This is a genomic window from Streptomyces sp. NPDC002467 (assembly GCF_042889825.1).
Taxonomy (GTDB): domain Bacteria; phylum Actinomycetota; class Actinomycetes; order Streptomycetales; family Streptomycetaceae; genus Streptomyces.
In genome coordinates, this window is record NZ_JBIARJ010000004.1 from 224952 (window position 1) to 247621 (window position 22670).

Sequence of the window (22670 nt, forward strand, 5' to 3'; positions counted from 1 at the left end):
GAGAGGAGGTCTGGGGGATACAGGACGGTGTTCAGAGGCGCTCGACGACGGTGGCGACGCCCATGCCGCCGCCGACGCAGAGGGTGACGAGCCCGTAGCGCTTGTCCTGGCGCTCCAGTTCGTCGACGATCGTGCCGAGGATCATGGCGCCGGTGGCGCCGAGCGGGTGGCCGAGCGCGATGGCGCCGCCGTTGACGTTGACCTTGTCGAGGGAGACGCCCATGTCCTTGACGAAGCGCAGGACGACGCCGGCGAAGGCCTCGTTGATCTCGATCAGGTCGATGTCGTCGATGGTCAGCCCGGCCTTGGCGAGGGCCTTGCGGGTGGCGGGGGCGGGGCCGGTGAGCATGATGGTCGGCTCGGAGCCGGACACGGCCGCCGAGACGATCCGGGCGCGGGGCGTCAGACCGTTCCGCTCCCCCGCCTCGCGGGAGCCGATGGCGACGAGCGAGGCGCCGTCGACGATGCCGGAGGAGTTGCCGGCGTGGTGGACGTGGTCGATCTTCTCGATCCAGTGGTACTTCTGCAGGGCCACCGCGTCGAAGCCGCCGAGCTCGCCGATGTCGGCGAAGGAGGGCTTCAGCTTGGCGAGGGTGTCGGCGGTCGTCCCCGGGCGGACGAACTCGTCGTGGTCGAGGACGACGAGGCCGTTGCGGTCGGTGACCGGTACGACGGACTTGGCGAAGCGACCGTCCTTGATGGCCGCGACCGCCCGCTCCTGGGAGAGGGCCGCGTACTCGTCCACGTCGCGCCGGGAGAACCCCTCGATGGTGGCGATCAGGTCGGCGCCGATGCCCTGCGGGACGAAGTTGACGTCCCAGTTGGTCATCGGGTCGTTGAACCAGGCACCGCCGTCGGAGGCCATCGGGACGCGGGACATCGACTCCACGCCACCGGCCAGGACGAGGTCCTCCCAGCCGGAGCGGACCTTGGCGGCGGCCATGTTGACGGCCTCCAGGCCGGAGGCGCAGAAGCGGTTCTCCTGTACGCCGGCCACCGTGTCCGGGAGGCCGGCGGCGATGGCCGCGATACGGGCGATGTCGGAGCCCTGGTCACCGACCGGGCCGACGACGCCGAGCACGATGTCGTCGATGGTGCCGGGGTCGAGGCCGGGGTTGCGCTCGCGCAGGGCGTCGATGAGGCCGACGACCAGGTCGATCGGCTTGGTGCCGTGCAGGGCGCCGTTGGCCTTGCCGCGGCCGCGCGGGGTGCGGATCGCGTCGTACACGTACGCTTCGGTGCTCACTGGTCAAGCCTTTCGGGAGGTCTGAGCGTAGGTCGGAGGTGACGGCCTAGCCGAGGAGGGAGCGGCCGATGATCTCTTTCATGATCTCGGTCGTGCCGCCGTAGATGGTCTGGATGCGGCCGTCGGTGAAGGCCCGCGCGACCCGGTATTCGGTCATGTATCCGTACCCGCCGTGCAGTTGCAGGCAGCGGTCGGCGACCCGCTTCTGGAGTTCGGTGGCCCACCACTTGGCCATCGAGGCGTGGACGTGGTCCAGTTCGCCGTTGGAGTGGTCGACGATGCACCGGTCGAGGAAGGTTCGGGTGACGGCGCACTCGGTGGCCATCTCCGCTATCTCGAAGCGGATGTGCTGGAGCTTGGAGAGCGGCCGCCCGAAGGCCTCGCGCTCCTTGACGTAGGCGGTGGTGATCTCCAGCAGGTGCTCGGCGGCGGCGATGCCGGCCATCGCGATGCCCATCCGCTCCTGGGCGAGGTTGGTCATAAGGTGCACGAAGGCGCCGTTGAGCTCGCCGAGCAGGTTCTCCTTGGGGACGCGTACGTCGTTGAAGAACAGCTCGGCGGTGTCCTGGGACTTCTGGCCGATCTTGTCGAGGTTGCGGCCGCGCTCGAAACCCTCCGCACCGCGCTCGACGACCAGGAGCGACAGTCCGTGCGCCCCGCCCTCGGGCGTGGTCTTCGCGACGACGATGACCAGGTCGGCGAGGATGCCGTTGGAGATGAAGGTCTTGGAGCCGTTGAGCACCCAGTGGTCGCCCCGGTCCTCCGCGGTGGTCCGGATCCCCTGGAGGTCGGATCCCGCCCCGGGCTCGGTCATCGCGATGGCGGTGATGATCTCGCCCGAGCAGAAGCCGGGCAGCCAGCGGCGCTTCTGCTCCTCGGTGGCCAGCGAGGTCAGGTAGGGGCCGATGATGTCGTTGTGCAGGCCGATGGCCAGCCCGGGGGCGCCCGCCCGGGTGAACTCCTCGGCGAGCACGGCGGCGTAGCGGAAGTCGGTGTTCCCGCCGCCCCCGTACTCCTCCGGGACGGCGAGGCCCAGCAGCCCCTGCCGACCGGCGGCCCGCCAGGCCTCGCGGCCGACGATGCCGTCCTTCTCCCACTGCTCGTAGTACGGCAGCACCTCCTTGGCGAGGAAGGTGCGGACGGTCTCGCGGAACGCCTCGTGGTCGGCGTCGAAGATTCGGCGTTGCATCGGGGCCCCCTAGAGCCAGTTCCTGACGGTTTCGATCAGCCGGGCCGGCTCCGGGCCCACGGGCGTGACGTTCAGCATGGTCACGCCCGCCTCGCGGAAGGCCTCGACGCGCTCGCGTACGTACCCCTCCGGCCCGCACAGCGTCATCAGCTCGCAGAATTCGTCCGGGACCGCGGCCGCGGCGTCGCGCTTGCGGCCGGAGAGGTACAGCTCCTGGATCCTGCGGGCCTCCTCCTCGTAGCCGTAGGCCACGGCGAGGTCGTTGTAGAAGTTCTTGCCGACCGCGCCCATGCCGCCGACGTACAGGGCGATCTGCGGGCGCGCGAGGTCCCGCGCCGCGGCCGCGTCCTCGCCGATGGCGAGCAGGCCGCCCGCCACCGTCTGCAAGGGCCCGAGCTCCGGGGACCGCTTGGCGGCGCCCCGGGCGAGCGGTTCGCCCCACACCTCCCGCGCCTTCTCGGGGATGAAGAGGGTCGGCAGCCATCCGTCGGCGATCTCCGCGGTCATCGCCACGTTGGCGGGGCCGAGCGAGGCGATGTAGACGGGGATCGAGCTGCGCACCGGCCGGGTGAGGATCTTCAGTGGCTTGCCGTGCCGGCCGCCCTTCTCGGGCGGCAGCGGCATGTCGGTGATGCCGTGGTGGTCGATCGTCTCCCGGCGCCAGATGCGCCGGCACAGCTCCACCGTCTCGCGGGTCCGGCCAAGCGGTTTGTCGTACGGCTTGCCGTGCCAGCCCTCGACCACCTGCGGGCCGGAGGCTCCGAGGCCGAGCAGCGCCCGGCCGCCGGAGACCGCGTCGAGTCCGGCGGCCGTCTGGGCGATGAGGCCCGGGGTGCGGGAGTAGACGTTGAGGATCGCCGAGCCGATCTTGAGGCGCTCGGTGCGGGCGGCGAGGTAGCCCATGATCGTCGGGGAGTCGAAGCCCCACGCCTCGGCCACCCACACCGCGTCGAGCCCGGCCGACTCCAGCTCCACCGCCTGGTCGGCGGCCCGGCGGGCGTCGCCGGCGTAGTCGAGCATCATGGACAGTTCCATCAGCCGTCCTTCTCCACGTTCTCGTCCTCCACGTTCTCGTCCTTCTCCGCGTTCTCGTCCTGCAACAGGCCCGGTACGTCCCAGTCCGCGGCCACGGATTCGGTGTGCGCCCCCGGCAGGGCCGGGCCGGCGGTGACGGCGGCCGGGGTCGCCGAGAACCTGGGCGCGGGGGCGGGCTGCACGATCCCGCCGAAGTCGGTGAAGGTCCCGCGAGCGGCGAGGTGCGGGTGGTCCGGGGCCTCGCGCAGGGACAGTACGGGCGCCACGCACGCGTCCGTACCCTCGAACACGGCCGCCCACTCCGCACGCGTACGGGTCTTGAAGCGCCCGGCGACGGTCTCCCGCAGCTCGCCCCAGCGGGCGAGGTCCTTGCGGGCCGGGGCCTCTTCCCGGATGCCGAGCAACTCCACGAAGGTGTCGTAGAACTGCTGCTCCAGCGGGCCGACGGCCATGTACCCGCCGTCGGAGGTCGCGTAGGTGCCGTAGAAGGGGCAGCCCCCGTCGAGCAGGTTCGCCCCGCGGCGGTCCTGCCAGCCGCCCGCCGCCATCATGCCGTGGATCATGGCGGTGAGGTGGGCGGTGCCGTCGACGATGGCGGCGTCGACCACCTGGCCGACGCCGCCGGTCCGGGCGTGCTGGAGGGCGGCGAGGACGCCGATCACCAGGTAGAGCGAGCCGCCCGCGTAGTCGCCGACGAGGTTGGCGGGGACGGCCGGGGGCCCGTCCGGGTCGCCGATCATGCCCAGCGCGCCGGTCACGGCGATGTACGCGATGTCGTGCCCGGCGGTGTGCGCGAGCGGGCCCTCCTGGCCCCAGCCGGTCATCCGGCCGTAGACCAGCTTCGGGTTGCGGGCGTGACAGTCGGCCGGGCCGACGCCGAGCCGCTCGGCGACGCCGGGGCGGAAGCCCTCGATGAGGACGTCGGCCCGTTCGACCAGGTCCAGGACCCGGGCCGGGCCCCCGTCCGACTTGAGGTCGACCAGTACGGAGCGCTTGTTGCGGTTGGTGACGTCGTACGCCGGATTGACGGCGAGCCCGCCACCGCCGGGCCGGTCGACCCGGACGACGTCCGCCCCCAGGTCGGCGAGGAGCATGGCGGCGAACGGGCCGGGGCCGATGCCCGCCAGCTCGACGACGCGCACTCCGGCGAGCGGGCCGCGCCCACCCGTGGTCGCGTTCCCGCCCGCGGTCGCGTTCCCTGTCACTGCCATCGAGCCCCCAGCATCCGTAGGACCACCATGTGACACAACTGATGTAACACCGGTGATGCTAGGAACGTGTTCCACTCAGCACAAGAGCAAGCGCTTAGCCGGTTGCCCGCGCCGTCGGATTTTCCCTTGCACGAGGGGCACCCCGGACCGCGGTCCCGGCCCAGATCCTGGCCGAGATCCCGACCGCGGCCCTCGCACGACGCACCCCCGGAACGCCCGACCCGCCCTCCCGGGGCACTGTTCGTCGCACGTCCGCGGCGCGCTAGCCTCAGCCACCGACACCAGCTGGGAGGAGCGGTCATGAACGCAACGGTGCGGAGCCCTCGGGGACCGCAGGACCATCCGGAACGGGCCTACGACGTCGTGCTCTTCGGCGCGACCGGGTTCGTGGGGGCACTGACCGCCGAGTACTTGGCCGCGCACGCACCCGCCGGCTGCCGATGGGCGCTGGCCGGCCGGAACCAGGCCAAGCTGGAGCGACTGCGCGAGCGGCTCGCGGTCATCGACCCCGCCTGCGCCGACCTCCCCCTCCTCCCGGCCGACGCCGGCGACGCGGACGCGATGCGCCGATTGGCCGCGTCCACCCGAGTGCTCGCCACCACCGTGGGACCGTACGTCTGGTACGGGGCGGAGCTGGTCGCCGCCTGCGCCGAAGAGGGCACGGACTACGTGGACCTCACCGGAGAGCCGGAGTTCGTGGACCGGATGTACGTCGAGCACGACGCCCGGGCCCGCGAGACCGGGGCACGCATCGTGCACGCCTGCGGGTTCGACTCGATCCCGGCGGACCTCGGGGCGTACTTCACGGTGTCCCGGCTGCCCGAGGGGGTTCCCCTGCGCGTCGACGGGTTCATGCGGTCCAACGCCGTCTTCTCCGGCGGGACCCTGGCCTCCGCGCTGACCGCACTGGGGCGCGGCCCCCAGACCTTCGCGGCCGCGCGCGCCCGCCGGCTGCACGAGCCCCGGCTGCTGGGCCGACGGGCCCGGGGGCCGGTCGGCGCGCCCCGGTTCAGCCGGGAGACCGGCACGTGGGCCCTGCCGCTGCCCACGATGGACCCGACGATCGTGGCCCGGTCGGCGGCCGCGCTGGAGCGCTACGGCCCGGACTTCCGCTACCGGCACTACGCCTCCGTCAAACACCTGCCGGTCGCGGTGGGCGGCACGGCGGCGGTGGCCGCGACGGTGGCGGTGGCCCAAGTTCCGCCCGCCCGGCGGTGGCTGATGAACCGCTGGGAGTCGGGCCAGGGTCCGGACGCGGAACGCCGCGCGCGCAGCTGGTTCACCGTACGGTTCGTCGGCGAGGGCGGCGGCCGGCGCGTGCTCACCGAGGTGTCGGGCGGCGACCCGGGCTACGGCGAGACGGCGAAGATGCTGGCCGAGTCGGCCCTCTGCCTGGCCTACGACACCCTGCCCGACCGGGCGGGTCAGCTCACCACGGCGGTGGCGATGGGCGACGCCCTCCTCGACCGGCTCCGGAAGGCGGGGATCGTCTTCCGCGTCGCGGACGAACGCTGAACCAAGGCGCCGCCGGCCTCACGCGGCGCTCACCCGATGCTCACGCGGCGCTCACGCGGCGCTCACGCGGCCGCCTCGCGCAGGGCCCGCCGACACAGCGAATCGGCGTGCCGGGTGGTCTCGGGGATCCGGAAGCGGGGGCTCAGGGCGAGCGCGTGGGCGCAGGCGTTGTCCAGCGAGACCCGGTGCCCGACGGAGACGTAGACCGGCTTGACGCCGTCCTGCGTGCGCAGCGCCCGACCGACGACGGTCCCGTCGGGCGCGAGCAGCGGGGCGGCGTCGCCGCGCCGCGCGCCGGGTTCCTCGTAGGCGAAGGTGAACGGGTTCTTGGCGATTCCCACACTCGGGAGCCCGGTGACCACGCCGAGGTGGCAGGCGAGGCCGAAACCCCGGGGGTGGGCGAGCCCGTAGCCGTCGCATACGACGAGGCCGGGCGCGGCGGTCAGGGCGTCGAGGGCCGCGAGCACGGTCGGCAGCTCCCGGAAGGCGAGCAGCCCGGGCACGTAGGGGAAGCTGACGTGCCCGACGGCCGTGGCCTCCTCGACCACTTCCAGGGTGGCCGCGTCGAGGACGACGGCCGCGGCTGCGACCAGGTCGCGTTCGTCGTCGTAGGCGACGTCGACACCCGTGACCAGTCCGAGTCCGGGCGGCGGGCCGGGCTCGTCGAGCACGACCCGATGGCGCAGTTCGTCCTGTATCGCCCGGGCCTCGGCCTCGTCGGCTGGAGTCTTCACACTCGTCATGATGGAGCGAGAGTAGCCTGACGATCATGTTCGTAATGGAGCTCGGCTACACCGCCCCCATCGAAGCCGTCGAAGAACTGATGGACGCCCACATCGCCTGGCTGGACGGCTACTACGCCGCCGGCGTCTTCCTCGCGTCGGGCCGCAAGGTCCCACGCGACGGAGGCGTGATCCTGGCCGGCGGGGTCTCCCGGGCGGAGATCGAGAGGATCGCGTCCGAGGACCCCTTCGCGGTGTCGGGCGTCTGCTCCTACCGCATCACGGAGTTCATCGCGACGAAGACCTCGGCGGACCTGTCGACGGTACGGGAGAACCCGGCGACGTAACGAAGGCCGGTGACCGGTACGTCGCCCCAGCCCGTCGGGCCTGGAGGAGGCCTGGACGGGGCCTGGACCCTGCGGGGTAGGGGGGCGGACCCAGCCTGCCGGGAGTGAACAGCCGACCGGAACAGGGCGAGGTCGGTGCCCCGGCCAAGCGGAACGCCCCGCCAAGCACCCCCCCCTAGCGCCCCGCCTCCAGCCTCGCCACTCGGCCCTTTTCCCCCGACGCCCAGCAGCCCGCGTCCGGGGCGCAGTCGACCGTGTCGAAGGAACCGGGGTCCAGTGGCCGCCAGTTGCGGCCGCCGTCGGTGGTGACGTCCGTGCCCGTCGGGCCCACCGCGAGGGCGGTGTTCGACCCGTACGGGTACCAGGCCGCACCGGAGCGGTAGGCAGGGGGCGGGGTGGTCGACGGCGTCCAGGTGCGGCCGCCGTCGGAGGAGCGGGAGCCGGCCTGCGGGGAGGGCTGGCCGGTGCGGTAGTCGCCGCCGACCGCGAGGCCCCTCGTACGGTCGCGGAAGGCCAGGGCGAAGACCCCGCGCGCCGGGTCGCCGGCAGGGACGGTGGATTGCGTGGCCGTCCAGTTCCGGCCGCGGTCGGACGAATGCAGGATGCGTGCGGTCGCACCGCCGCCCGTGGCGAGCCAGACGTCCTTCGGGCCCGCGCCGACCAGGCACTGGCCGCTCGCGGCGAAGCCCGCTTCGCCGGGCAGGGCCTCGGGCATGCCGTCGGTCGGGAGGGGCTGCCAGGTGCGGCCGCCGTCGGCCGTGGAGAGGAGGCGGAACTTGCCGTCGACCGGGTCGCTCACGGCCAGTCCGTGGTGATGGTCGAAGAAGGTGAGGCAGTCGTAGAAGGCCCGGGGATCGGGGTTGCGGAAGGCCTCGGTCCAGGTCGCGCCGCCGTCCTCGGTGCGCAGGACCCGGGAGGCCTCGCCCTCCCCGATGGACAGGGCCACGGCGCGGCGGGCGTCGAAGGCCTCGATGTCGCGCAGTTCCAGGCCTTCGGCCACGGCCGCCGGCGGGGATACGTCGCTCCAGGTGCGGCCGCCGTCCAGCGTGCGCAGGACCGTCCCCTTGGAGCCGGCCACCCACGCCGTGGACCGGCTGACCGCCGACAGCCCGCGGAAGCGGACCTCCTTGCCGGTGCTCTTGAGCGCCCAGCCGGCGCCGTGCAGCTCCGCCACCCCGCCCGCCCCGCCGGCCCCGCCCACCTCACGCGCCCCGCCGGACTCGTCCGCCTGGGCGGGGACCGCCAGTAAGCCCATCGTCAAAACTGCCGCGCACATGCCAACTCCCAGAAGTCTCATGGCGCCGGAAGCTAACGCACGCCCGTTTTTCCGTCCAGGGTGCGTCCCCACCGCCCGCTTCCTACGGTGGTCCCATGACGTCCACGGAACCCGGGGAAGCCAAGAAGCCCGAAGAACCCAAGAAACCCAAGGCCTACGAAGGCAAGCAGATCACCATCACCTACGAGGTCGGCCGATGCCTGCACGCCGCCGAGTGCGTGCGCGGCCTGCCCGGGGTCTTCGACTCGGCGCGGCGCCCCTGGATCCAGCCGGACGGCGCCGCGGCGGAGTCGGCCGCCGAGGTGATCCGCCGCTGCCCGTCGGGGGCCCTCCAGTACCGGCTCGCCGAGGGGCCCGAGGAGGAGCCGGACCGGCCGACCACCGTCGTGCGGGATTCGGCCGGCCGGCTCGTGGTGCGCGGTGACCTGAGCGTGACGACCGCGGACGGAGAGGTCCGCAGGGAGACCAGGGCCATGCTTTGCTCCTGTGGAGTGAGCGCTAATCAGCCCTTCTGCGACCTCTCCGGAAGCTGCCACTCCGAGTGATCGTCCAGCCTCCGCGCCACACGGATGGTCACTCTGTGCGATCGCACGGTCGGGTTCCGGCCAATCGGTGACACAGCTCACGTCACCTTCCATGCACGGATTTGCCGATTCCGGCGTCTATCGAGTTGCCGGGCTCCACCCCACGGCCCGGCAGCAGATCCGCCGCAAGGGAGTGCGCCTTGATCACTGTCATCGAGCAGGCCGTTCAGGCCCGTCTGGTCGCCACCGCGCCGAAGGTCGAGACCGTGCCCGTCACCCTCTGCTACGACCGTGCTGATCCCTTCGCCGTCCGCATGGCCTTTCCCGCTCCGGCCACGCTGGAGGGCGTCGAGGTCTCGTGGACCTTCGCGCGGGAGCTGCTGGAGTCCGGGCTGGACCGCCCGTCCGGTCACGGTGACGTACGCGTGCGCCCGTACGACGGCGACCGGACCACGATCGAGTTCCACGCCCCCGAGGGCGTCGCGATCGTGCTGATGCTCACGGCCGAGCTGCACCGTTTCCTGGAGCGGGCCTCCGTCGTGGTCCCGCCCGGCCTGGAGCACCTCTACCTCGACATGGACCACAGCCTGGCCGAGCTGATGCGCGACGGCTGCTGAGGTCTGCCGGCGGCCGAGGCCCGTCGGCCGCCGTCTCCCGTTATTCGTTTGCGGGCGGCTCCGGCCGCCCGTAGCTTCGTAGACGCCCCATCGCCGTCGAAACGGAGCAGGACATTGGACTTCTGAGGTCCGAGACACCGACCATCGTCACCGCCAACCGCTGACCGTCGGCTGTCTCCCCGCGTTGCACGCACCATTCACGCAACCTGGAGGCCTCTATGAGTCATGCCCCTGCTTTCATCACCTGCTCCGCCCTGTCCTTCGACTGGCCCGACGGCTCGCCCGTCTTCGAGGACTTCTCCCTGGCCGTCGGCCCTGGCCGCACCGGTCTGATCGGGCTCAACGGCTGTGGCAAGTCCACGCTGCTGAAGCTGATCGCCGGTGAACTCGCACCTGGAGAGGGCGAGTTGGCCATCGCCGGCACGGTCGGCTACCTGCCGCAGAACCTCACCCTCGACACCGCGCTCCGGGTCGACGAGGCCCTCGGCATCCACACGGCCCGCGCGGCCCTGCACGCCATCGAGGCCGGCGAGGCCACCGAGGCCAACTTCACGGCCGTCGGCGACGACTGGGACGTGGAGGAGCGGGCGATCGCCATGCTCGACCAGCTCGGGCTCGCCCGCATCGGACTGGACCGCACCGTCGGCGAACTGTCGGGCGGCGAGTGCGTGCTGCTGAGGCTGGCCGCGCTGCTCCTCGCCCGCCCGGACGTCCTGCTGCTGGACGAGCCCACCAACAACCTGGACCTGCGGGCCCGGCGCCGTCTGTACGCGGCCGTCGAGTCCTGGACCGGGGTGATGGTCCTGGTCAGCCACGACCGGGAGCTGCTGGAGCGGGTCGACCAGATCGCCGATCTGCGCGACGGCGAAGTCCGCTGGTACGGAGGGAACTTCACGGACTACGAGGAGATGCTCGCCGCCGAGCAGGAGTCGGCCGAGCGGATGGTCCGGGTGGCGGAGGCCGACGTACAGCGACAGAAGCGCGAACTGGCCGACGCGCAGGTCAAATTGTCGCGGCGCAAGCGGTACGGCCAGAAGATGTACGAGAACAAGCGCGAGCCGAAGATCGTGATGGGCGCCCGCAAGCGCGCCGCGCAGGAATCGGCCGGCAAGCACCGGATCATGCACACGGAGAAGCTCGCGCAGGCGAAGGAGCGGCTCGACCAGGCGGTGGAGGCGGTGCGCGACGACGACGAGATCCGCATCAAGCTCCCCGCCACCCAGGTCCCGCCCGGGCGGCGCGTCCTGACCCTCGGCGATGTGCGGCTGGCCCACGGGGCGGCGGTGCGGGGCGAGTGGGAACTGCGCGGCCCGGAGCGGATCGCGCTGGTGGGCCGCAACGGTTCGGGCAAGACGACGCTGCTGCGCACGATCGCCGGGCAGCTCGATCCGGTGTCCGGGGAGGTGGTGGGGCACGTGACCACGCGGTTCCTGCCGCAGCGCCTGGACGTACTGGACGAGAGCCGTTCGGTGGTGGAGAACGTGGCGCGGTTCGCCCCGCAGGCCACGAACAACGTGATCCGGGCGCGGCTCGCGCACTTCCTGTTCCGGGGCGCCCGGGCGGACCGGCCGGCCGGCACCTTGTCGGGCGGCGAGCGGTTCCGGGCGGCGCTGGCGGCGCTGCTGCTCGCGGAGCCCGCTCCGCAGCTGCTGATGCTCGACGAGCCGACGAACAATCTGGACCTGTCGAGCGTGCGGCAGCTGACCGACGCGCTGGAGTCCTACGAGGGCGCGCTCCTGGTGGCCAGCCATGACGTGCCGTTCCTGGAGTCGATCGGCATCACGCGGTGGCTGCTGCTGGACGGCGAACTGCGGCCGACGACGGCCGAAGAGGTCCGGGAGACGCTGTGGCACGAATGATCACCGGTCGCCGACGCGGCGGTCGCTGACACGGCGGTCGCCGACTCGGCGGTCACGGCGGTCGCCGACGCGGCGGTCACGGCGGTCGCCGACTCGGCGGTCGCTAACGCGGCAGCAAGGCCCACGACTTGGTGCCCCCCGTCGAGGTCAGGACTGGGGTGAGCCCCCAGTCCCCACCGCAGGCGTCGACGGCCGCGGCGAGCAGCCACATCCCGCGGCTGCGCCGGCTCCGGCACTCCTCGCTCTCCTCGGGCGAGGAGTGCGCGGGGTGCTGGTCGTACACGACGATCCGCAGCGCGTCGTACTGCCAGCGGATCTTCAGCATCATCTCTTTGTCGGGCGTGAAGCGGTGTCCGTACGCCACGAGTTCGGAGGCGGCGAGGGCCGCCGTCTCGCGCAGGTCGGGCAGGCCGTGCCGGTCGAGCAGGGTCCGGACGACGGAACGGGCCGTGCCCGCGCAGTAGGCGCCGCCCGGCAGACGTATCGAGTAGTTCAGCTTCGCCGCCTCGGGCGGTGTCCGCCGGGGCTCATGGACCGGCCGCAGGCCGCCGAGAGTGCCCGTCATCGTGCTGCTCCAAAAAAGGGTGTGGTCGACGGCAGTGTGACCAAAGACCGGTTGGTCATCCGGCTGGTCATCCGGTGGGTCGTGGAGGGTCGTACGAGGTCACGGGGGTTGCCCCGTGTGAGACTTGCGCTACCGACCGTAGCGTAACCCGGTGCACAGTGCTACTACTTGTCTCACCAGTTGCCCATTTCTCAGGGCATTTCAGGACGGGTACGGAATGTCACGCGTGCCCCCGCAGCGAAGGAGGGGCCCGTGCCGCCCAGGAGCACGCCGACTGCGAGGCAGCAGCGATTGGGCTCCGAGCTGCGCAAACTCCGCGAGCAGTCGGGCATGACGGTGCAGCAGGCCGCGGCCCTGCTGGGGGTGGACCGGACCCGGATCCCGAACATCGAATCCGGCCGGATCGGCATCAGCGCCGAGCGCGTCCGCACCCTCGCCTTCAACTACGACTGCCCCGACACGGGCCTCGTCGACCTGCTCGCGACGATGGCGCGGGAGCGGGACAAGGGGTGGTGGGAGCAGCACCGCGGGATGTTGCCGCCGGGGCTGCTCGACATCTGCGAACTGGAGCACCACTCGGTCGAGTTGCACACCGCGGTCACCACGCACATACCGGGACTGCTGCAGACCGAGGCGCACGCGCGGGCGGTCTTCGACACCGCCGACCCGCCGCTGCCGGAGCCGGACCTACAGGCGCGGCTCGCCCTGCGCATGAGCCGGCAGCAGGTGTTCGCGCGGGAGCGGCCCCCGCTGTACGAGGCGGTGGTGCACGAGGCCGCCCTGCGGATGCAGTTCGGCGGACCGAAGGTCGCCCGGGCGCAGCTGGAGCACATCCTGGACCAGTCGGAGCGGGCGCGCACGACCGTGCTGGTCATCCCCTTCACCGCGGGCGGCTTCCCGGGCGCCGGGCAGTCCTTCACGTACGCCGTGGCCGAGATGCGCCAACTCGACACCGTGCAGCTGGACAGCTCGCACGGCTCGATGCTGCTGGACTCCCACATGAAGCTGCTGCGCTACCGGGGGTTGCTGGAGCGGCTGCGCTCACTGGCGCTGCCCGCCGCCGCTTCCCGCGATTTCATCCACGCCGTCGCACAGGGCCTGTGAACGGGCCGACGAGGAGAGACGCCATGAACACGAGCATCACCACCCCCGCGCGCCCCGCGCCCCCCGGGACCGAGATCACCTGGGAGGAGGCCTTCTGCAGCGAAGGGGCCAACTGTTTCCGCTTCGGACGCGACACCGAGGGGAAGGCTTATATCGGAACGACCGAGTCCGCCACGTACGTCACCGACTCGATCGACGCCCTCCGGGCACTGATCTCCGCGGTCAAAGCAGGGGCGGCCGACCACCTCTTGGCGTGACTTCGCCCCTCCCTGAGCCTTTCAGACGGTCCCCAAACTGTATAGATAACAGGATGTAACCAGACATACACCTGCCGGGGACTTGGCTCGTCTTGATGTCACGCTTAACCTACGACTCCGTAGGCTACGGAACCGTAGGTAGTTCGCTTTACATCCAGGAGTACCCGTGACGATCACCTCTCCCCACCTCGGCAGCTCGGAGGCGTGGACCGACGCGAAGCTGCTGTTCGCGCTGGAAGAAGTGGTCGAGAAGGAGCTCAACCGCCATCTGAAGGTCCAGAAGGACTGGATGCCCCACGACTACGTTCCGTGGAGCGACGGCCGGAACTTCCCCGGCTTCTTCGAGGACGGCGAGGCCTGGCACCCCGACCAGTCCAAGGTCACGGAGATCGGCAAGATCGCCCTGGTGGTGAACCTGCTGACCGAGGACAACCTCCCCAGCTACCACCACGAGATCGCCACCCTCTTCGGCCGCAACGGCGCCTGGGGCACCTGGGTGCACCGCTGGACGGCCGAGGAAGGCCGCCACGGCATCGTGATGCGCGACTACCTGCTGGCCTCGCGCGCCGTGGACCCGGACAAGCTGGAAGCGTTCCGGATGCAGCACATGTCGGAGGGCTTCGAGTCCGACAACAGCCACTCGATGCTGCACTCGGTGGCGTACGTGGCCTTCCAGGAGCTCGCGACCCGCATCTCGCACCGCAACACCGGCCACCAGTCCGGCGACCCGGTCTGCGACCGGATGCTGGCGCGCATCGCCGCGGACGAGAACCTGCACATGATCTTCTACCGCAACCTGCTGGCCGCGGCCTTCGAGATCGCCCCGGACCTGACGATGCAGGCCGTGCGGGACGTCGTCGTCAACTTCCGGATGCCCGGACACGGCATGCCCGGCTTCGAGCGGATGGCCGCGCAGATGGCGATCGGCGGGGTCTACAACCTGCGGATCCACCACGACGACGTGCTGAGCCCCGTGATCCGCTTCCTGAAGATCATGGACATCGACGGTCTGGGCCCCGACGGCCAGAAGGCCCAGGAGGAGCTCGGCCTCTTCATGAACGGCCTGGACACCGAGGCCCGCAAGCTCGACGAGCGCCTGGCCGCCCGCGCGGCGCGCATCGCCGCCCGCAAGGGCTGACCGGTTTCGGCTCCCTCCTGGGAGTGACGTGGATTCCCCTGGCAGAGCGGCCGCTCTGCCAGGGTTTCGCGTCATGACCTCGCTCCAGGTGGACATCGACCAGCTGACCCGTCTGACCCGCGCCCTGGACTCCTCCCTGGTCTCCTTACGGGACGCCCGTCGGGCACTCGACCACGTACGGGCGGACCAGCTCGGCACGGCGGATCTCGACCGGGCGTGCGACGGGTTCCAGGAACGCTGGGCCCACGGCGCCCGGGAGCTGACCAAACGCGTCAAGGCCGTGCGGGAGGGCGTGGACCGCAGCGCGGCGGAGTACGCGGAGCTGGAGGAGGCCATCCGCGAGGCCTTCCGCCGGGCGGCGGCCTCGCATGGCTGACCACGCCGCGCTGGGCTTCGACCCCGCCCCGGGGAACCCGGCGGCGGTCCTCGCCCTGACGAAGAAGCTCTCCGCCTCGGCGAACTCCCTCGGGGAGGCCTCGCGGGTCGTGAAGGCCCTGGTGTCCCACAGCTCGTCCTGGCAGGGCGAGGCCGCCACCGCCTTCCGCGCGTCCCTGTCCCAGGACCTCCCCCGCTACCTCGGCTCGGCGCACACCTCCCTGGCGGAGGCGGCCCGCCGGCTCACGGGCTGGCACGACACCCTGGTCGCCCACCGCGCACTGGCGGCCCGCTACGAGTCCCAGGCGGCCGCGGCGAAGACCCCCGAGGCCCTGTCCGACGCCCGCCGCCTGGCGCATGAGCTGGCCTCGGAACACAGCCGGGCGGCCCGTGGGGTGGCCCAGACCCTGAACGCGGCGGTGGACCGCCTGGCCCCGAAAGAGCCGGGGTTCCTGGCCTCGGTCTGGCACAAGATCGTGGACGACCCGGGCGACGCCCTGTCGAACGCGTCGGCGATCCTGGGATTCCTTGGTGCTGCGGCTGCTCTCCTCTGCCCGCCAGTCGGGCTGGCAATCATGCTCGTCGGAAGCGGGCTGTCCCTTGCTGCCCTGGTGACGCACACCGCCGACCCGAAGTTTCGAAAGTCCCTGTCAGACGGATTTACAAAGGGACAGTTCGACGCGGATTTCTGGAAGAGCAGCGTGACCCTGATCGGCGACACCGCCGGCATGGTGCCCGGTCTGGCATCGGTCGCTTCCGGAGCCAAGGCGGGTACGGCAGCTGCACGTGCGGCAATGGCCGCGGCGCCTGAGGGCAGCGCACTGGTAGGGCTTGCGCCGGGGGCCACCGCATTCAAGCAGGCGGCATGGACGACCGGAGAAACGCTGCAAGCGGTCGACAGCCCCCTCACGGCATGGGCCATGCAGTCATCCACCCAGACAGCCAGGGACAGGGTAGGTGTGGCCGTGGCAGGCACAGGTGCTCTGACCGCCGGACTCGACTTTGCCTCCGAGAACGATTCGGTCGAACAGGGATCCACAGCAGTGGACGGCGCCCGAGGGGTACTGGATGATGCCCCAACGGCGGTCAAGAAGTCGAGCCGAGTCTGGTCGGTGCTGCGCCCATGACGCAGCAAAGCGCCATCCCCACAGTCTGGTTCCGCCTGCCTCCGGGCTTCCACAACATCGGCCTCGACGACAGGGCGTCGCTGAACCTGTTCGCCGAGGCACTGGGCAGCCCAGAAGCTCAACAGGAACTGGCTCAGCTCATGGACGGCCTCAAGCAACTGGCAGGGCACGACGTCGTGACCACTGCGTTCGGCTTTCATCCCGAAGAGCCGACCGGTGTCGCCACCTCGTTGTTCTCCCTGACCATCCATGGTGTCGAGCAGCCAAACCCTCGCCTGACCGTGGCACGCACGGCCTTGGCCCTGGCCCGTTCCCCGCTGTGGAGCAGCTCGATCCGCAGGTTCGTTGATCTACCTTCGGCACTTCCCTGCTGCCTGGTCGCCGGGACCATTTCCGTGCCGAATGTGGAGCAAGAGCTATTTCAGGCCAGGCTCGCGACCGTGCACCCGAACGGGCTCCACCTGCTCGTCCTTGACCTGACCAGCGCCTCCACTCAGCACGCCGAGGCATATACGGACATCCTCGAGGCCATCGCGCACACCCTCTGCTTCTCCGACCCTGACCCGAGGCCCCTGGCTGCGGCTGAGACCTCGCGCATCCTGGAGGTGCTCCTATGAGCGTTACGCTCACCAAGGTCGCCTGGGACCATCCACCAACGGTCGCCGGCTACAGGCGATTGGCCATGCGCCGTCTCGGCTGGGTCCTCAGCCTCGGTGGCCCTCCGCTGGTAGCGCTGGCCTGCTTCGATGTAATCCCCCACGCCCGGACGGGTTTTGGGCTGATCACCATACTGGTGGCTCCCTTCCTCCCCTGGATGGTGATCGCCTACTTCAGGCGGCGCCGGGTCGCCGCGGTCCTCCAGGCATACCCATGGCGAGAGTGGCCGTGCCAACGCCCGGTCCGCCCGCCGGGGAGTCCTGCGACGATCGCCATCCCATTCCGTGAGGACTACACGGCCATGTTCCGGATCATCCCGCTTCCGGTCGAGCTCCCCGATGTGGGCAACGACCACCCGGACCGGATCTGGTTCGCCGGGGACCCCCGCTTCGGCGGAGTGGTCTCGCCCGTCGGCGGCCACTACCCCGTGCGGGTCGTCGCTCACGTGCCCCGCCGGGAGGAACGGGGAGGTGAGGGGTTCGAGCTCGCGTTGCGGGTCGGGCTGGTGCGGGCCAGCGGCAAGGGCACCCGTACCTGATCAGCGGCGCGGCCTCAGCGCCAGGCGTTCCGCTTCCGACAGCCCGCCCCAGACGCCGAAGCGCTCGTCGTTCGCCAGGGCGTACTCCAGGCACGCCACCCGCCCCTCGCACGCCCCGCACAGCCGCTTCGCGTCGCGCAGTGACGAGCCGGGTTCCGGGAAGAAGAAGCCCGGGCCCGTCTGGGCGCAGAGGGCGAGGTCGTACCAGGCGGTGTCAGCGGTGGCCGAAGCGGACGTGGCGGTGGTAGCGGTGGTGTTCATCGACATGCCGGTGATACTCACCGCCCTCGATGGACGTCCGATCAACGCCTGATCAACAACACGTCACGGACCGGACGCCGGCGCACTGGCTATGACCGCGAACCGAGCCCCGAACGGATCCGCCAGCTTCGCGAAACGACCGACCCCCTCCATGAAGACCGGAGTGAGCCGCACCTTGCCGCCCGACTCCTCCGCCTTCGCGGCCGTCGCGTCACAGTCGGCGACCTCGAAGTACAGGGACCAGTACGGTTGTTCGGCGTCCTCGACCGGGTCCACCGAGATCGGGACGAGCCCCGCGAAGGACTCCTCGTCCGTACCGCCGGCCGGTCCGGCCACCGTGTACGTGCCGCCCTCGTACGGCATTTCGCGGATCTCCCACCCCAGCACCGCGCCGTAGAACCGGGCCGCCGCGGCCACGTCACCCGTGTACAGCTCCGTCCAGCACAGGGAGCCCGGCTCCGTCACCGCGCCCAGGCCAGCGTGCCCCCTCGGCTGCCACACGCCGAAGCCCACGCCCTCCGGGTCGGCGAAGACCGCCATGCGGCCGGCGTCCATGACGTCCATCGGCTCGACGGTGACCGTGCCGCCCGCCTCGGTCACGGCCGCCGCCGTCGCGTCGGTGTCGGAAGTCTGGAAGTACACCTGCCAGGCGGACGGGCCCTTGTCCGCCGGGACCGTCATGCCACCCGCCACCGTCTTGCCGCCGAGGTGGAACATGCCGTAGCCGCCGGTCTCCTCGCCGCCCGCCCGGAAGTCCCAGCCGAGGAGATCCCCGTAGAACCCGGCGGTGGCGTCGAGGTCCGGCGTCCCGAGGTCCACCCAGTTCGGGGAGCCGTCTTTGTAGTCCGTGGTGAGCATGGTCAGCACTCCTTCCGGTCGCTACCGCGCCTGCGACGCTCGTTGCCGTGTCCTCTCCCGTTCCTCTCCCCGTCCTCTCCCTTCGAGCATGGCATCCCCCACTGACAGTGGGCCCCGCCCGATCCCACAGAGTGAACGACCGTGCGTTCGGTAAGATGGCGGCATGGCTGACGGACGCGTGGAACGAGGCAATCAGACGCGGCGCACCGTCCTCGACCGGACGATGAGCATCGCCTCCGTCGACGGTCTGGAGGGCCTGTCCCTGGGGAAGATCGCCGCGGATCTCGGTCTGAGCAAGAGCGGTGTCTTCGCCCTCTTCGGTTCCAAGGAGGACCTGCAGCTCGCCACCGTCCGCGCCGCCGTGGACGTGTTCGTCGAGCAGGTAGTCCGGCCCGTGCGCGCGGACCCGGCCGGTCTCGCCAAGGTGTGGCGGGTGTGCGAGCTGTGGCTCGGCTACTCCGGGCGCCGGGTCTTCCCCGGAGGGTGCTTCTTCTACTCGGTCTCCGCGGAGTTCGACTCGCGCCCGGGCCCCGTGCGCGACGAGATCGCCAAGGCGCGGTCCGACTGGACGCGTTACATCGAGCGGCTCCTGGACGAGGCCCGGCAGGCGGGCGGGTTCCGGAAGGGCTTCGACCCGGCGGACGTGCCGCAGCTCGCGTTCGAGGCGATCGCGATGATGGAGCTGGCCAACGCCCATTCCGTACTGCACGAGGACCCGCTCGCTTACGAACGTGCCGGCCGGGGGATCCTCGGCCGGCTGCGGGCGGCGGCGGCCGTCCCGGAGGAGCTTCCGGAGCGGCCCCCCGCGATCGGCCCGGGTGCCGGTACGTCCGTCGGTTCGGGTGCCGGTTCCGCCGTCGGTCAGGCCGGCTGACCCGGGCGAACGGGGCTGGACCAACCCGCGACCGCCTGGTCGGTCCGGCCCCGGTCGCCGCCTCGGGAGAGTCCGGCCTCCGGGTTCTTGATGGGACCTTCCTCGGGGACGTACGGGGTGGTGATGAACCGAGCGGCGGCCGCGATGACTTCGGGGTCGGCGAGTATGCGGCGGTGACCGAGGCCGCCGGTCTCGATCAGGCGGGCCCGGTCGCCGTGAGCGGCCGCGATGGCGCGGGACTGGGCCGGGGTCGCGGTGTCGTCGTCCGTGTCGTGGAGGAGGAGCATCGGCACCGGGACGTCCGCCGGCCGCCAACGGGCGTCGAGCCGCTGCCAGATGTCGGCTTCGCCGGGGAAGAGACGCGTCTCGACGTGGCGGCGCAGAACCTTCTCGACCGCGTCGCCCACGCCCAGCCGGGCGCGGAACTGCTCCAGGAGGTAGCCGAAATCGGCGATTCCCCCGATGGCGACCACCCGGTCCGCGCGGACCGAGTCCCGCAGGGTGAAGAGGCTGGAGAGGACGCCGATCGAGTGGGCGAGGACGGCCGAGAAGTCCCCGTGCTCGGCGTGCAGCAGGCGGATGATCTCGCGGTAGTCGCGGACCGTGGCGGCCCGGCCGCCGGATTCCCCGTGTCCCGGGGAATCGAAGGCGATCACGGTGCGGCCCTGGGCCCGAAGCGCCTCGATGAAGCCGGCGAACCGCGAGGCGCGCGAGGACCAGCCGTGCACCACGAGGACGGGCCGCTCCCCGTCCCCCCAGCGGTACGTGGTGACGGGTACGCCCCGTACGAGCAGCCGCCCGGTCTCGGCCCGCGCCATCACCTCCGCCTCGTCGGGCCGCAGCCGTGCGCGGCCCAGCGGACGGACGAACAACGCGAAGACGCGCGGTCCGGCAAGGCCCGGGGCCAGACGCGCGCCGACGTCGAGGGTGGTGCTCAGGAGTGAAGCCATGGGATGCATGTCGATTCTCCGGATCTCCGCGGGATGGCCGGCCGGCGAGGGCAGGGCCGGATGGCAGAAGCAGGGCAGAAGCAGGGCAGAAGCAGTGCAGGGCGGGGCAGGATGACGAGGAGATATTAGCACGATCGTTCGTGTTGTTAGTGAGTGAGACGGCTGCCGGAGCGTCACCCCTCGGACGGGCGCCGTGTCGTTCGTTGCCGTTGTCGCGGGAGAACGGGCCGGTAGGGTCCAGGCGATGAACAGCCTGAACCGCTCTCCCTTGGGTGTCTGCCCGGCGGCGGTGGCCACCGGTTTACGCGGGGCTCGTGACCCGTACGCGCTGTACCGGTGGCTGCGGGCCGAGCACCCGGCCTGCTTCGACCCGGAGTTGGGGCTGTGGGTGGTGTCCCGTTACGCGGACGTCGACCGCGTGCTGCGGGACGCGACCACCTTCGGCAACGCCGGGACGCCGGAACCGATGTGGCCCCTGGCACCGGACGTCGTACGAGCCCTGGAGGAGGGCGGCGGTGTACCGGTGGCCTCCACCACGGACCCTCCCGACCACGCACGGCTGCGCGCCGGCGCGATCGCGGCGTGGCCGTACACGCCACGCCGGGTCGCGGCCCTCGAAGGGGTGTTGCGCGAGCAGACGGAGGCGGCGGTGGTGGCCTTCGCCGCCATCCCCTCCCGCCGTGCCGACCTGATGGGCGATCTGGCCCGGCCCTTGTCCGCCACGGTGTTCACGACGCTGTGCGGGATCCCGGAGGGCGACCATCCTGTCCCCGTCCCGGTCGAGCCTCGTCGCCGCGGCCATCGCCTTGGCCGGCTCCAGGCCCCACGCGACGAGGAACGTCGCCATCCGTTCCACCGTCGCCAGACCGTCGTCGTCGGCGTCGATGGCCGCGAACTCGGCCTCGAACCCGGAACGCAGGTTGCGCTCCAACGACGCCCGGGCGCCGTAGGCCCGCGACATCGCCGCGTGGCACTCCTCGCGGCTGATCCGCCCGTCCCCATCGGCGTCGGCCTGCTCCAGAAGAAGGGCCCAGCAGCGTCGCCATTCCCGCGGCAGCGCCTCCTCCTTGGCCGAACCGTCGGCCACACCCGTGGCCGGCGCGATCTTCTCGGCGAGACCGATGAAGTCCGTCTCCTCCAGCACCCCGTTGCCGTCCGCGTCGAGCATGTCGAACGTGCGGTCGCACTTACGGCTGATCACGTCACTGGTCACTGCCGAGTCCGCCCAAGCGATACGAATGGATCTCAGCACCATGGGCCAAGCCCGCTCCCGGCCGGCTGCCCGACACGGACCGCCGGTCAGACCGCACCCGTTGGCGGCACGGAAGCGGCGGTGGGTTGACCGGCACCGCGGACCGACGGCCCGCGGCCGAAGCCCGGAGGCGTCGGTGTGCGGCGCCGTCAGGACTCGTGTTTGGCGCGGCTCGGCTGGACGCGCTTGGGTTCGCCCGGCATCTTCGGGTAGTCCGGCGGGTACGGCATGTCGCCCAGGCCGTGTTCGTGTTCGTCGCGGGAGGCGAGCTCCAGTGCGGCGTCCAGCGTGAAGGCGTGGTCGTCCATCTCCGCGTGCAGGTCGCCCACTTCGGCGAAGCGGGCCGGCATCGTCACGATGTCGAAGTCGCGCGGCTCCACGTCGTCCACTTCGTCCCAGCGCAGCGGCGCGGACACCGGGGCGTGCGGGCGGGGGCGGACGGAGTAGGCGGAGGCGATCGTGCGGTCGCGGGCCGTCTGGTTGTAGTCGAAGAAGATCCGCTCGCCGCGCTCCTCCTTCCACCACGCCGTCGTGACCTTGCCCGGCATCCGGCGCTCCAGCTCCCGGCCGATGGCGATCGCGCAGCGACGGACCTCGGTGAAGGTCCAGCGCGGGGCGATGGGGACGAACACGTGCAGGCCGCGGCCGCCGGAGGTCTTGGGCCAGCCGCGCAGGCCCAGTTCGTCCAGCAGGGCCCGCAGTTCGTGGGCCGCCGCCACCGCGTGGTGGTAGTCGGTGCCCGGCTGCGGGTCGAGGTCGATGCGCAGTTCGTCGGGGCGGTCGGTGTCCTCGCGCCGCACCGGCCACGGGTGGAAGGTGAGGCAGCCCAGGTTGGCGGCCCACAGGACGGCCGCGGGCTCGGTGGGGCAGATCTCGTCCGCCGTGCGGCCGCTGGGGAAGGCGATGTGAGCGGTGGGGATCCAGTCGGGCAGGTTCTTGGGGGCTCGCTTCTGGAAGAAGGACTCCCCCTCCACTCCGTCCGGATAGCGCTCCAGGGTCGTGGGCCTGTCGCGCAGGGCGCGTGTGATGCCCTGCGCGACCGACAGGTAGTACTCGGCCACGTTCCTCTTGGTGAGGCCCCGCTCCGGGAAGTACACCTTGTCCGGGTTGGACAGGCGGACCGTACGGCCGCCCGCCTCCAGCTCGATCGCGTTACCGGCAGCACCCATGTGG

Annotated in this window: 25 protein-coding genes; 13 read left to right on the forward strand and 12 right to left on the reverse strand. The window is 71.2% G+C overall.

Going from position 1 to position 22670, the window contains the following annotated elements; translation table 11 throughout:
• Positions 1-31: 31 nt before the first annotated feature.
• The 4 genes from ACFYYJ_RS10690 to ACFYYJ_RS10705 are packed head-to-tail and all read right to left on the reverse strand — an operon-like array spanning position 32 to position 4681.
• Positions 32-1246 (reverse strand): acetyl-CoA C-acetyltransferase, encoded by a 1215-nt coding sequence (locus tag ACFYYJ_RS10690; protein ID WP_389130884.1) that lies wholly within the window; start codon positions 1244-1246, stop codon positions 32-34.
• A 46-nt stretch (positions 1247-1292) separates the two neighbouring features.
• Positions 1293-2435, reverse strand: coding sequence for an acyl-CoA dehydrogenase family protein (locus ACFYYJ_RS10695; RefSeq protein ID WP_385126728.1), 1143 nt, complete (start codon positions 2433-2435; stop codon positions 1293-1295).
• A gap of 9 nt (positions 2436-2444) precedes the next feature.
• A complete protein-coding gene (locus ACFYYJ_RS10700; protein WP_385126726.1) occupies positions 2445-3470 on the reverse strand; it encodes an LLM class F420-dependent oxidoreductase in 1026 nt (341 codons plus the stop codon).
• Positions 3470-4681: a CaiB/BaiF CoA transferase family protein gene (locus ACFYYJ_RS10705; protein WP_389130889.1), complete on the reverse strand. Its 1212-nt coding sequence runs from the start codon at positions 4679-4681 to the stop codon at positions 3470-3472. The genes ACFYYJ_RS10700 and ACFYYJ_RS10705 overlap by 1 nt, the downstream gene beginning before the upstream one ends.
• Before the next feature lie 300 nt (positions 4682-4981).
• Here ACFYYJ_RS10705 and ACFYYJ_RS10710 point away from each other — a divergent pair, with 300 nt between their 5' ends.
• The gene (locus tag ACFYYJ_RS10710) at positions 4982-6196 is read left to right on the forward strand and encodes a saccharopine dehydrogenase family protein (RefSeq protein WP_389130890.1); all 1215 of its coding nucleotides are present in this window, start codon (positions 4982-4984) and stop codon (positions 6194-6196) included.
• 62 nt (positions 6197-6258) lie between these two features.
• On the opposite strand, the gene ACFYYJ_RS10715 is transcribed toward ACFYYJ_RS10710, so the two are convergent.
• Complete coding sequence (locus ACFYYJ_RS10715) at positions 6259-6939, reverse strand: endonuclease V (protein WP_385126722.1); 681 nt, start codon at positions 6937-6939, stop codon at positions 6259-6261.
• A 26-nt stretch (positions 6940-6965) separates the two neighbouring features.
• Here ACFYYJ_RS10715 and ACFYYJ_RS10720 point away from each other — a divergent pair, with 26 nt between their 5' ends.
• A complete protein-coding gene (locus ACFYYJ_RS10720) occupies positions 6966-7265 on the forward strand; it encodes a YciI family protein (protein WP_389130893.1) in 300 nt (99 codons plus the stop codon).
• Positions 7266-7440: 175 nt separating this feature from the next.
• Here the strand turns inward: ACFYYJ_RS10720 and ACFYYJ_RS10725 are convergent, their stop codons facing one another.
• On the reverse strand, positions 7441-8541 hold the full coding sequence (locus ACFYYJ_RS10725; protein ID WP_389130895.1) for a WD40/YVTN/BNR-like repeat-containing protein: 1101 nt from the start codon (positions 8539-8541) through the stop codon (positions 7441-7443).
• Positions 8542-8636: 95 nt separating this feature from the next.
• Between ACFYYJ_RS10725 and ACFYYJ_RS10730 the strand changes: the two genes are divergently transcribed.
• The 3 genes from ACFYYJ_RS10730 (at position 8637) to ACFYYJ_RS10740 (ending at position 11541) form a co-directional block, all read left to right on the forward strand.
• Positions 8637-9086 (forward strand): (4Fe-4S)-binding protein, encoded by a 450-nt coding sequence (locus tag ACFYYJ_RS10730; protein WP_389130897.1) that lies wholly within the window; start codon positions 8637-8639, stop codon positions 9084-9086.
• A gap of 179 nt (positions 9087-9265) precedes the next feature.
• The gene (locus ACFYYJ_RS10735; RefSeq protein ID WP_384590976.1) at positions 9266-9682 is read left to right on the forward strand and encodes an SsgA family sporulation/cell division regulator; all 417 of its coding nucleotides are present in this window, start codon (positions 9266-9268) and stop codon (positions 9680-9682) included.
• Between the two features lie 218 nt (positions 9683-9900).
• Positions 9901-11541, forward strand: a complete 1641-nt coding sequence (locus ACFYYJ_RS10740; protein ID WP_385126717.1) for an ABC-F family ATP-binding cassette domain-containing protein — start codon at positions 9901-9903, stop codon at positions 11539-11541.
• 103 nt (positions 11542-11644) lie between these two features.
• On the opposite strand, the gene ACFYYJ_RS10745 is transcribed toward ACFYYJ_RS10740, so the two are convergent.
• Positions 11645-12106: an ATP-binding protein gene (locus ACFYYJ_RS10745; RefSeq protein WP_385126716.1), complete on the reverse strand. Its 462-nt coding sequence runs from the start codon at positions 12104-12106 to the stop codon at positions 11645-11647.
• A gap of 252 nt (positions 12107-12358) precedes the next feature.
• Between ACFYYJ_RS10745 and ACFYYJ_RS10750 the strand changes: the two genes are divergently transcribed.
• From ACFYYJ_RS10750 to ACFYYJ_RS10780, 7 genes are all read left to right on the forward strand, one after another.
• Positions 12359-13210 carry a helix-turn-helix domain-containing protein gene (locus tag ACFYYJ_RS10750; RefSeq protein WP_389130900.1) on the forward strand — a complete coding sequence of 284 codons (852 nt, stop codon included), beginning with the start codon at positions 12359-12361 and terminating at the stop codon, positions 13208-13210.
• 23 nt (positions 13211-13233) lie between these two features.
• The gene (locus tag ACFYYJ_RS10755; RefSeq protein WP_385126713.1) at positions 13234-13467 is read left to right on the forward strand and encodes a hypothetical protein; all 234 of its coding nucleotides are present in this window, start codon (positions 13234-13236) and stop codon (positions 13465-13467) included.
• Between the two features lie 166 nt (positions 13468-13633).
• Entirely contained in the window at positions 13634-14605 is a 972-nt protein-coding gene (locus ACFYYJ_RS10760; RefSeq protein WP_385126712.1) for an acyl-ACP desaturase, read from the forward strand.
• Between the two features lie 73 nt (positions 14606-14678).
• A complete protein-coding gene (locus ACFYYJ_RS10765) occupies positions 14679-14981 on the forward strand; it encodes a hypothetical protein (RefSeq protein WP_385126711.1) in 303 nt (100 codons plus the stop codon).
• Positions 14974-16107: a hypothetical protein gene (locus ACFYYJ_RS10770; protein WP_389130903.1), complete on the forward strand. Its 1134-nt coding sequence runs from the start codon at positions 14974-14976 to the stop codon at positions 16105-16107. Before ACFYYJ_RS10765 ends, ACFYYJ_RS10770 begins: the two co-directional genes overlap by 8 nt.
• Positions 16104-16724, forward strand: coding sequence for a hypothetical protein (locus ACFYYJ_RS10775; protein WP_389130906.1), 621 nt, complete (start codon positions 16104-16106; stop codon positions 16722-16724). Before ACFYYJ_RS10770 ends, ACFYYJ_RS10775 begins: the two co-directional genes overlap by 4 nt.
• Positions 16725-17065: 341 nt before the next feature.
• Positions 17066-17302, forward strand: coding sequence for a hypothetical protein (locus ACFYYJ_RS10780; RefSeq protein ID WP_389130909.1), 237 nt, complete (start codon positions 17066-17068; stop codon positions 17300-17302).
• Here the strand turns inward: ACFYYJ_RS10780 and ACFYYJ_RS10785 are convergent, their stop codons facing one another.
• Positions 17303-17563: a WhiB family transcriptional regulator gene (locus tag ACFYYJ_RS10785; RefSeq protein ID WP_385126757.1), complete on the reverse strand. Its 261-nt coding sequence runs from the start codon at positions 17561-17563 to the stop codon at positions 17303-17305.
• Positions 17564-17626: 63 nt separating this feature from the next.
• Positions 17627-18421, reverse strand: coding sequence for a VOC family protein (locus tag ACFYYJ_RS10790; protein WP_389130911.1), 795 nt, complete (start codon positions 18419-18421; stop codon positions 17627-17629).
• A 163-nt stretch (positions 18422-18584) separates the two neighbouring features.
• On the opposite strand from ACFYYJ_RS10790, the gene ACFYYJ_RS10795 reads away from it, so the two are divergent.
• Entirely contained in the window at positions 18585-19295 is a 711-nt protein-coding gene (locus ACFYYJ_RS10795) for a TetR/AcrR family transcriptional regulator (RefSeq protein WP_389130913.1), read from the forward strand.
• Here the strand turns inward: ACFYYJ_RS10795 and ACFYYJ_RS10800 are convergent.
• The 3 genes from ACFYYJ_RS10800 to ligD all read right to left on the reverse strand — a co-directional run bounded on the left by ACFYYJ_RS10800 (position 19283) and on the right by ligD (position 22666).
• Entirely contained in the window at positions 19283-20245 is a 963-nt protein-coding gene (locus ACFYYJ_RS10800; RefSeq protein ID WP_389130916.1) for an alpha/beta hydrolase, read from the reverse strand. The two genes, ACFYYJ_RS10795 and ACFYYJ_RS10800, sit on opposite strands and share 13 nt — an antisense overlap.
• Before the next feature lie 301 nt (positions 20246-20546).
• Positions 20547-21458: an EF-hand domain-containing protein gene (locus ACFYYJ_RS10805; protein WP_389130919.1), complete on the reverse strand. Its 912-nt coding sequence runs from the start codon at positions 21456-21458 to the stop codon at positions 20547-20549.
• Between the two features lie 188 nt (positions 21459-21646).
• On the reverse strand, positions 21647-22666 hold the full coding sequence (ligD, locus tag ACFYYJ_RS10810; RefSeq protein WP_385126695.1) for a non-homologous end-joining DNA ligase: 1020 nt from the start codon (positions 22664-22666) through the stop codon (positions 21647-21649).
• Positions 22667-22670 lie beyond the last annotated feature (4 nt).

Coding starts and splice junctions, on each gene's coding strand:
- ACFYYJ_RS10695 (WP_385126728.1), bottom strand. CDS start 2,435: ATGCAACGCCGAATCTTCGACGCCGACCACGAGGCGTTCCGCGAGACC.
- ACFYYJ_RS10700 (WP_385126726.1), bottom strand. CDS start 3,470: ATGGAACTGTCCATGATGCTCGACTACGCCGGCGACGCCCGCCGGGCC.
- ACFYYJ_RS10705 (WP_389130889.1), bottom strand. CDS start 4,681: ATGGCAGTGACAGGGAACGCGACCGCGGGCGGGAACGCGACCACGGGT.
- ACFYYJ_RS10710 (WP_389130890.1), top strand. CDS start 4,982: ATGAACGCAACGGTGCGGAGCCCTCGGGGACCGCAGGACCATCCGGAA.
- ACFYYJ_RS10715 (WP_385126722.1), bottom strand. CDS start 6,939: ATGACGAGTGTGAAGACTCCAGCCGACGAGGCCGAGGCCCGGGCGATA.
- ACFYYJ_RS10720 (WP_389130893.1), top strand. CDS start 6,966: ATGTTCGTAATGGAGCTCGGCTACACCGCCCCCATCGAAGCCGTCGAA.
- ACFYYJ_RS10725 (WP_389130895.1), bottom strand. CDS start 8,541: ATGTGCGCGGCAGTTTTGACGATGGGCTTACTGGCGGTCCCCGCCCAG.
- ACFYYJ_RS10730 (WP_389130897.1), top strand. CDS start 8,637: ATGACGTCCACGGAACCCGGGGAAGCCAAGAAGCCCGAAGAACCCAAG.
- ACFYYJ_RS10740 (WP_385126717.1), top strand. CDS start 9,901: ATGAGTCATGCCCCTGCTTTCATCACCTGCTCCGCCCTGTCCTTCGAC.
- ACFYYJ_RS10745 (WP_385126716.1), bottom strand. CDS start 12,106: ATGACGGGCACTCTCGGCGGCCTGCGGCCGGTCCATGAGCCCCGGCGG.
- ACFYYJ_RS10755 (WP_385126713.1), top strand. CDS start 13,234: ATGAACACGAGCATCACCACCCCCGCGCGCCCCGCGCCCCCCGGGACC.
- ACFYYJ_RS10765 (WP_385126711.1), top strand. CDS start 14,679: ATGACCTCGCTCCAGGTGGACATCGACCAGCTGACCCGTCTGACCCGC.
- ACFYYJ_RS10770 (WP_389130903.1), top strand. CDS start 14,974: ATGGCTGACCACGCCGCGCTGGGCTTCGACCCCGCCCCGGGGAACCCG.
- ACFYYJ_RS10775 (WP_389130906.1), top strand. CDS start 16,104: ATGACGCAGCAAAGCGCCATCCCCACAGTCTGGTTCCGCCTGCCTCCG.
- ACFYYJ_RS10780 (WP_389130909.1), top strand. CDS start 17,066: ATGTTCCGGATCATCCCGCTTCCGGTCGAGCTCCCCGATGTGGGCAAC.
- ACFYYJ_RS10785 (WP_385126757.1), bottom strand. CDS start 17,563: ATGAACACCACCGCTACCACCGCCACGTCCGCTTCGGCCACCGCTGAC.
- ACFYYJ_RS10790 (WP_389130911.1), bottom strand. CDS start 18,421: ATGCTCACCACGGACTACAAAGACGGCTCCCCGAACTGGGTGGACCTC.
- ACFYYJ_RS10795 (WP_389130913.1), top strand. CDS start 18,585: ATGGCTGACGGACGCGTGGAACGAGGCAATCAGACGCGGCGCACCGTC.
- ACFYYJ_RS10800 (WP_389130916.1), bottom strand. CDS start 20,245: ATGGCTTCACTCCTGAGCACCACCCTCGACGTCGGCGCGCGTCTGGCC.
- ligD (WP_385126695.1), bottom strand. CDS start 22,666: ATGGGTGCTGCCGGTAACGCGATCGAGCTGGAGGCGGGCGGCCGTACG.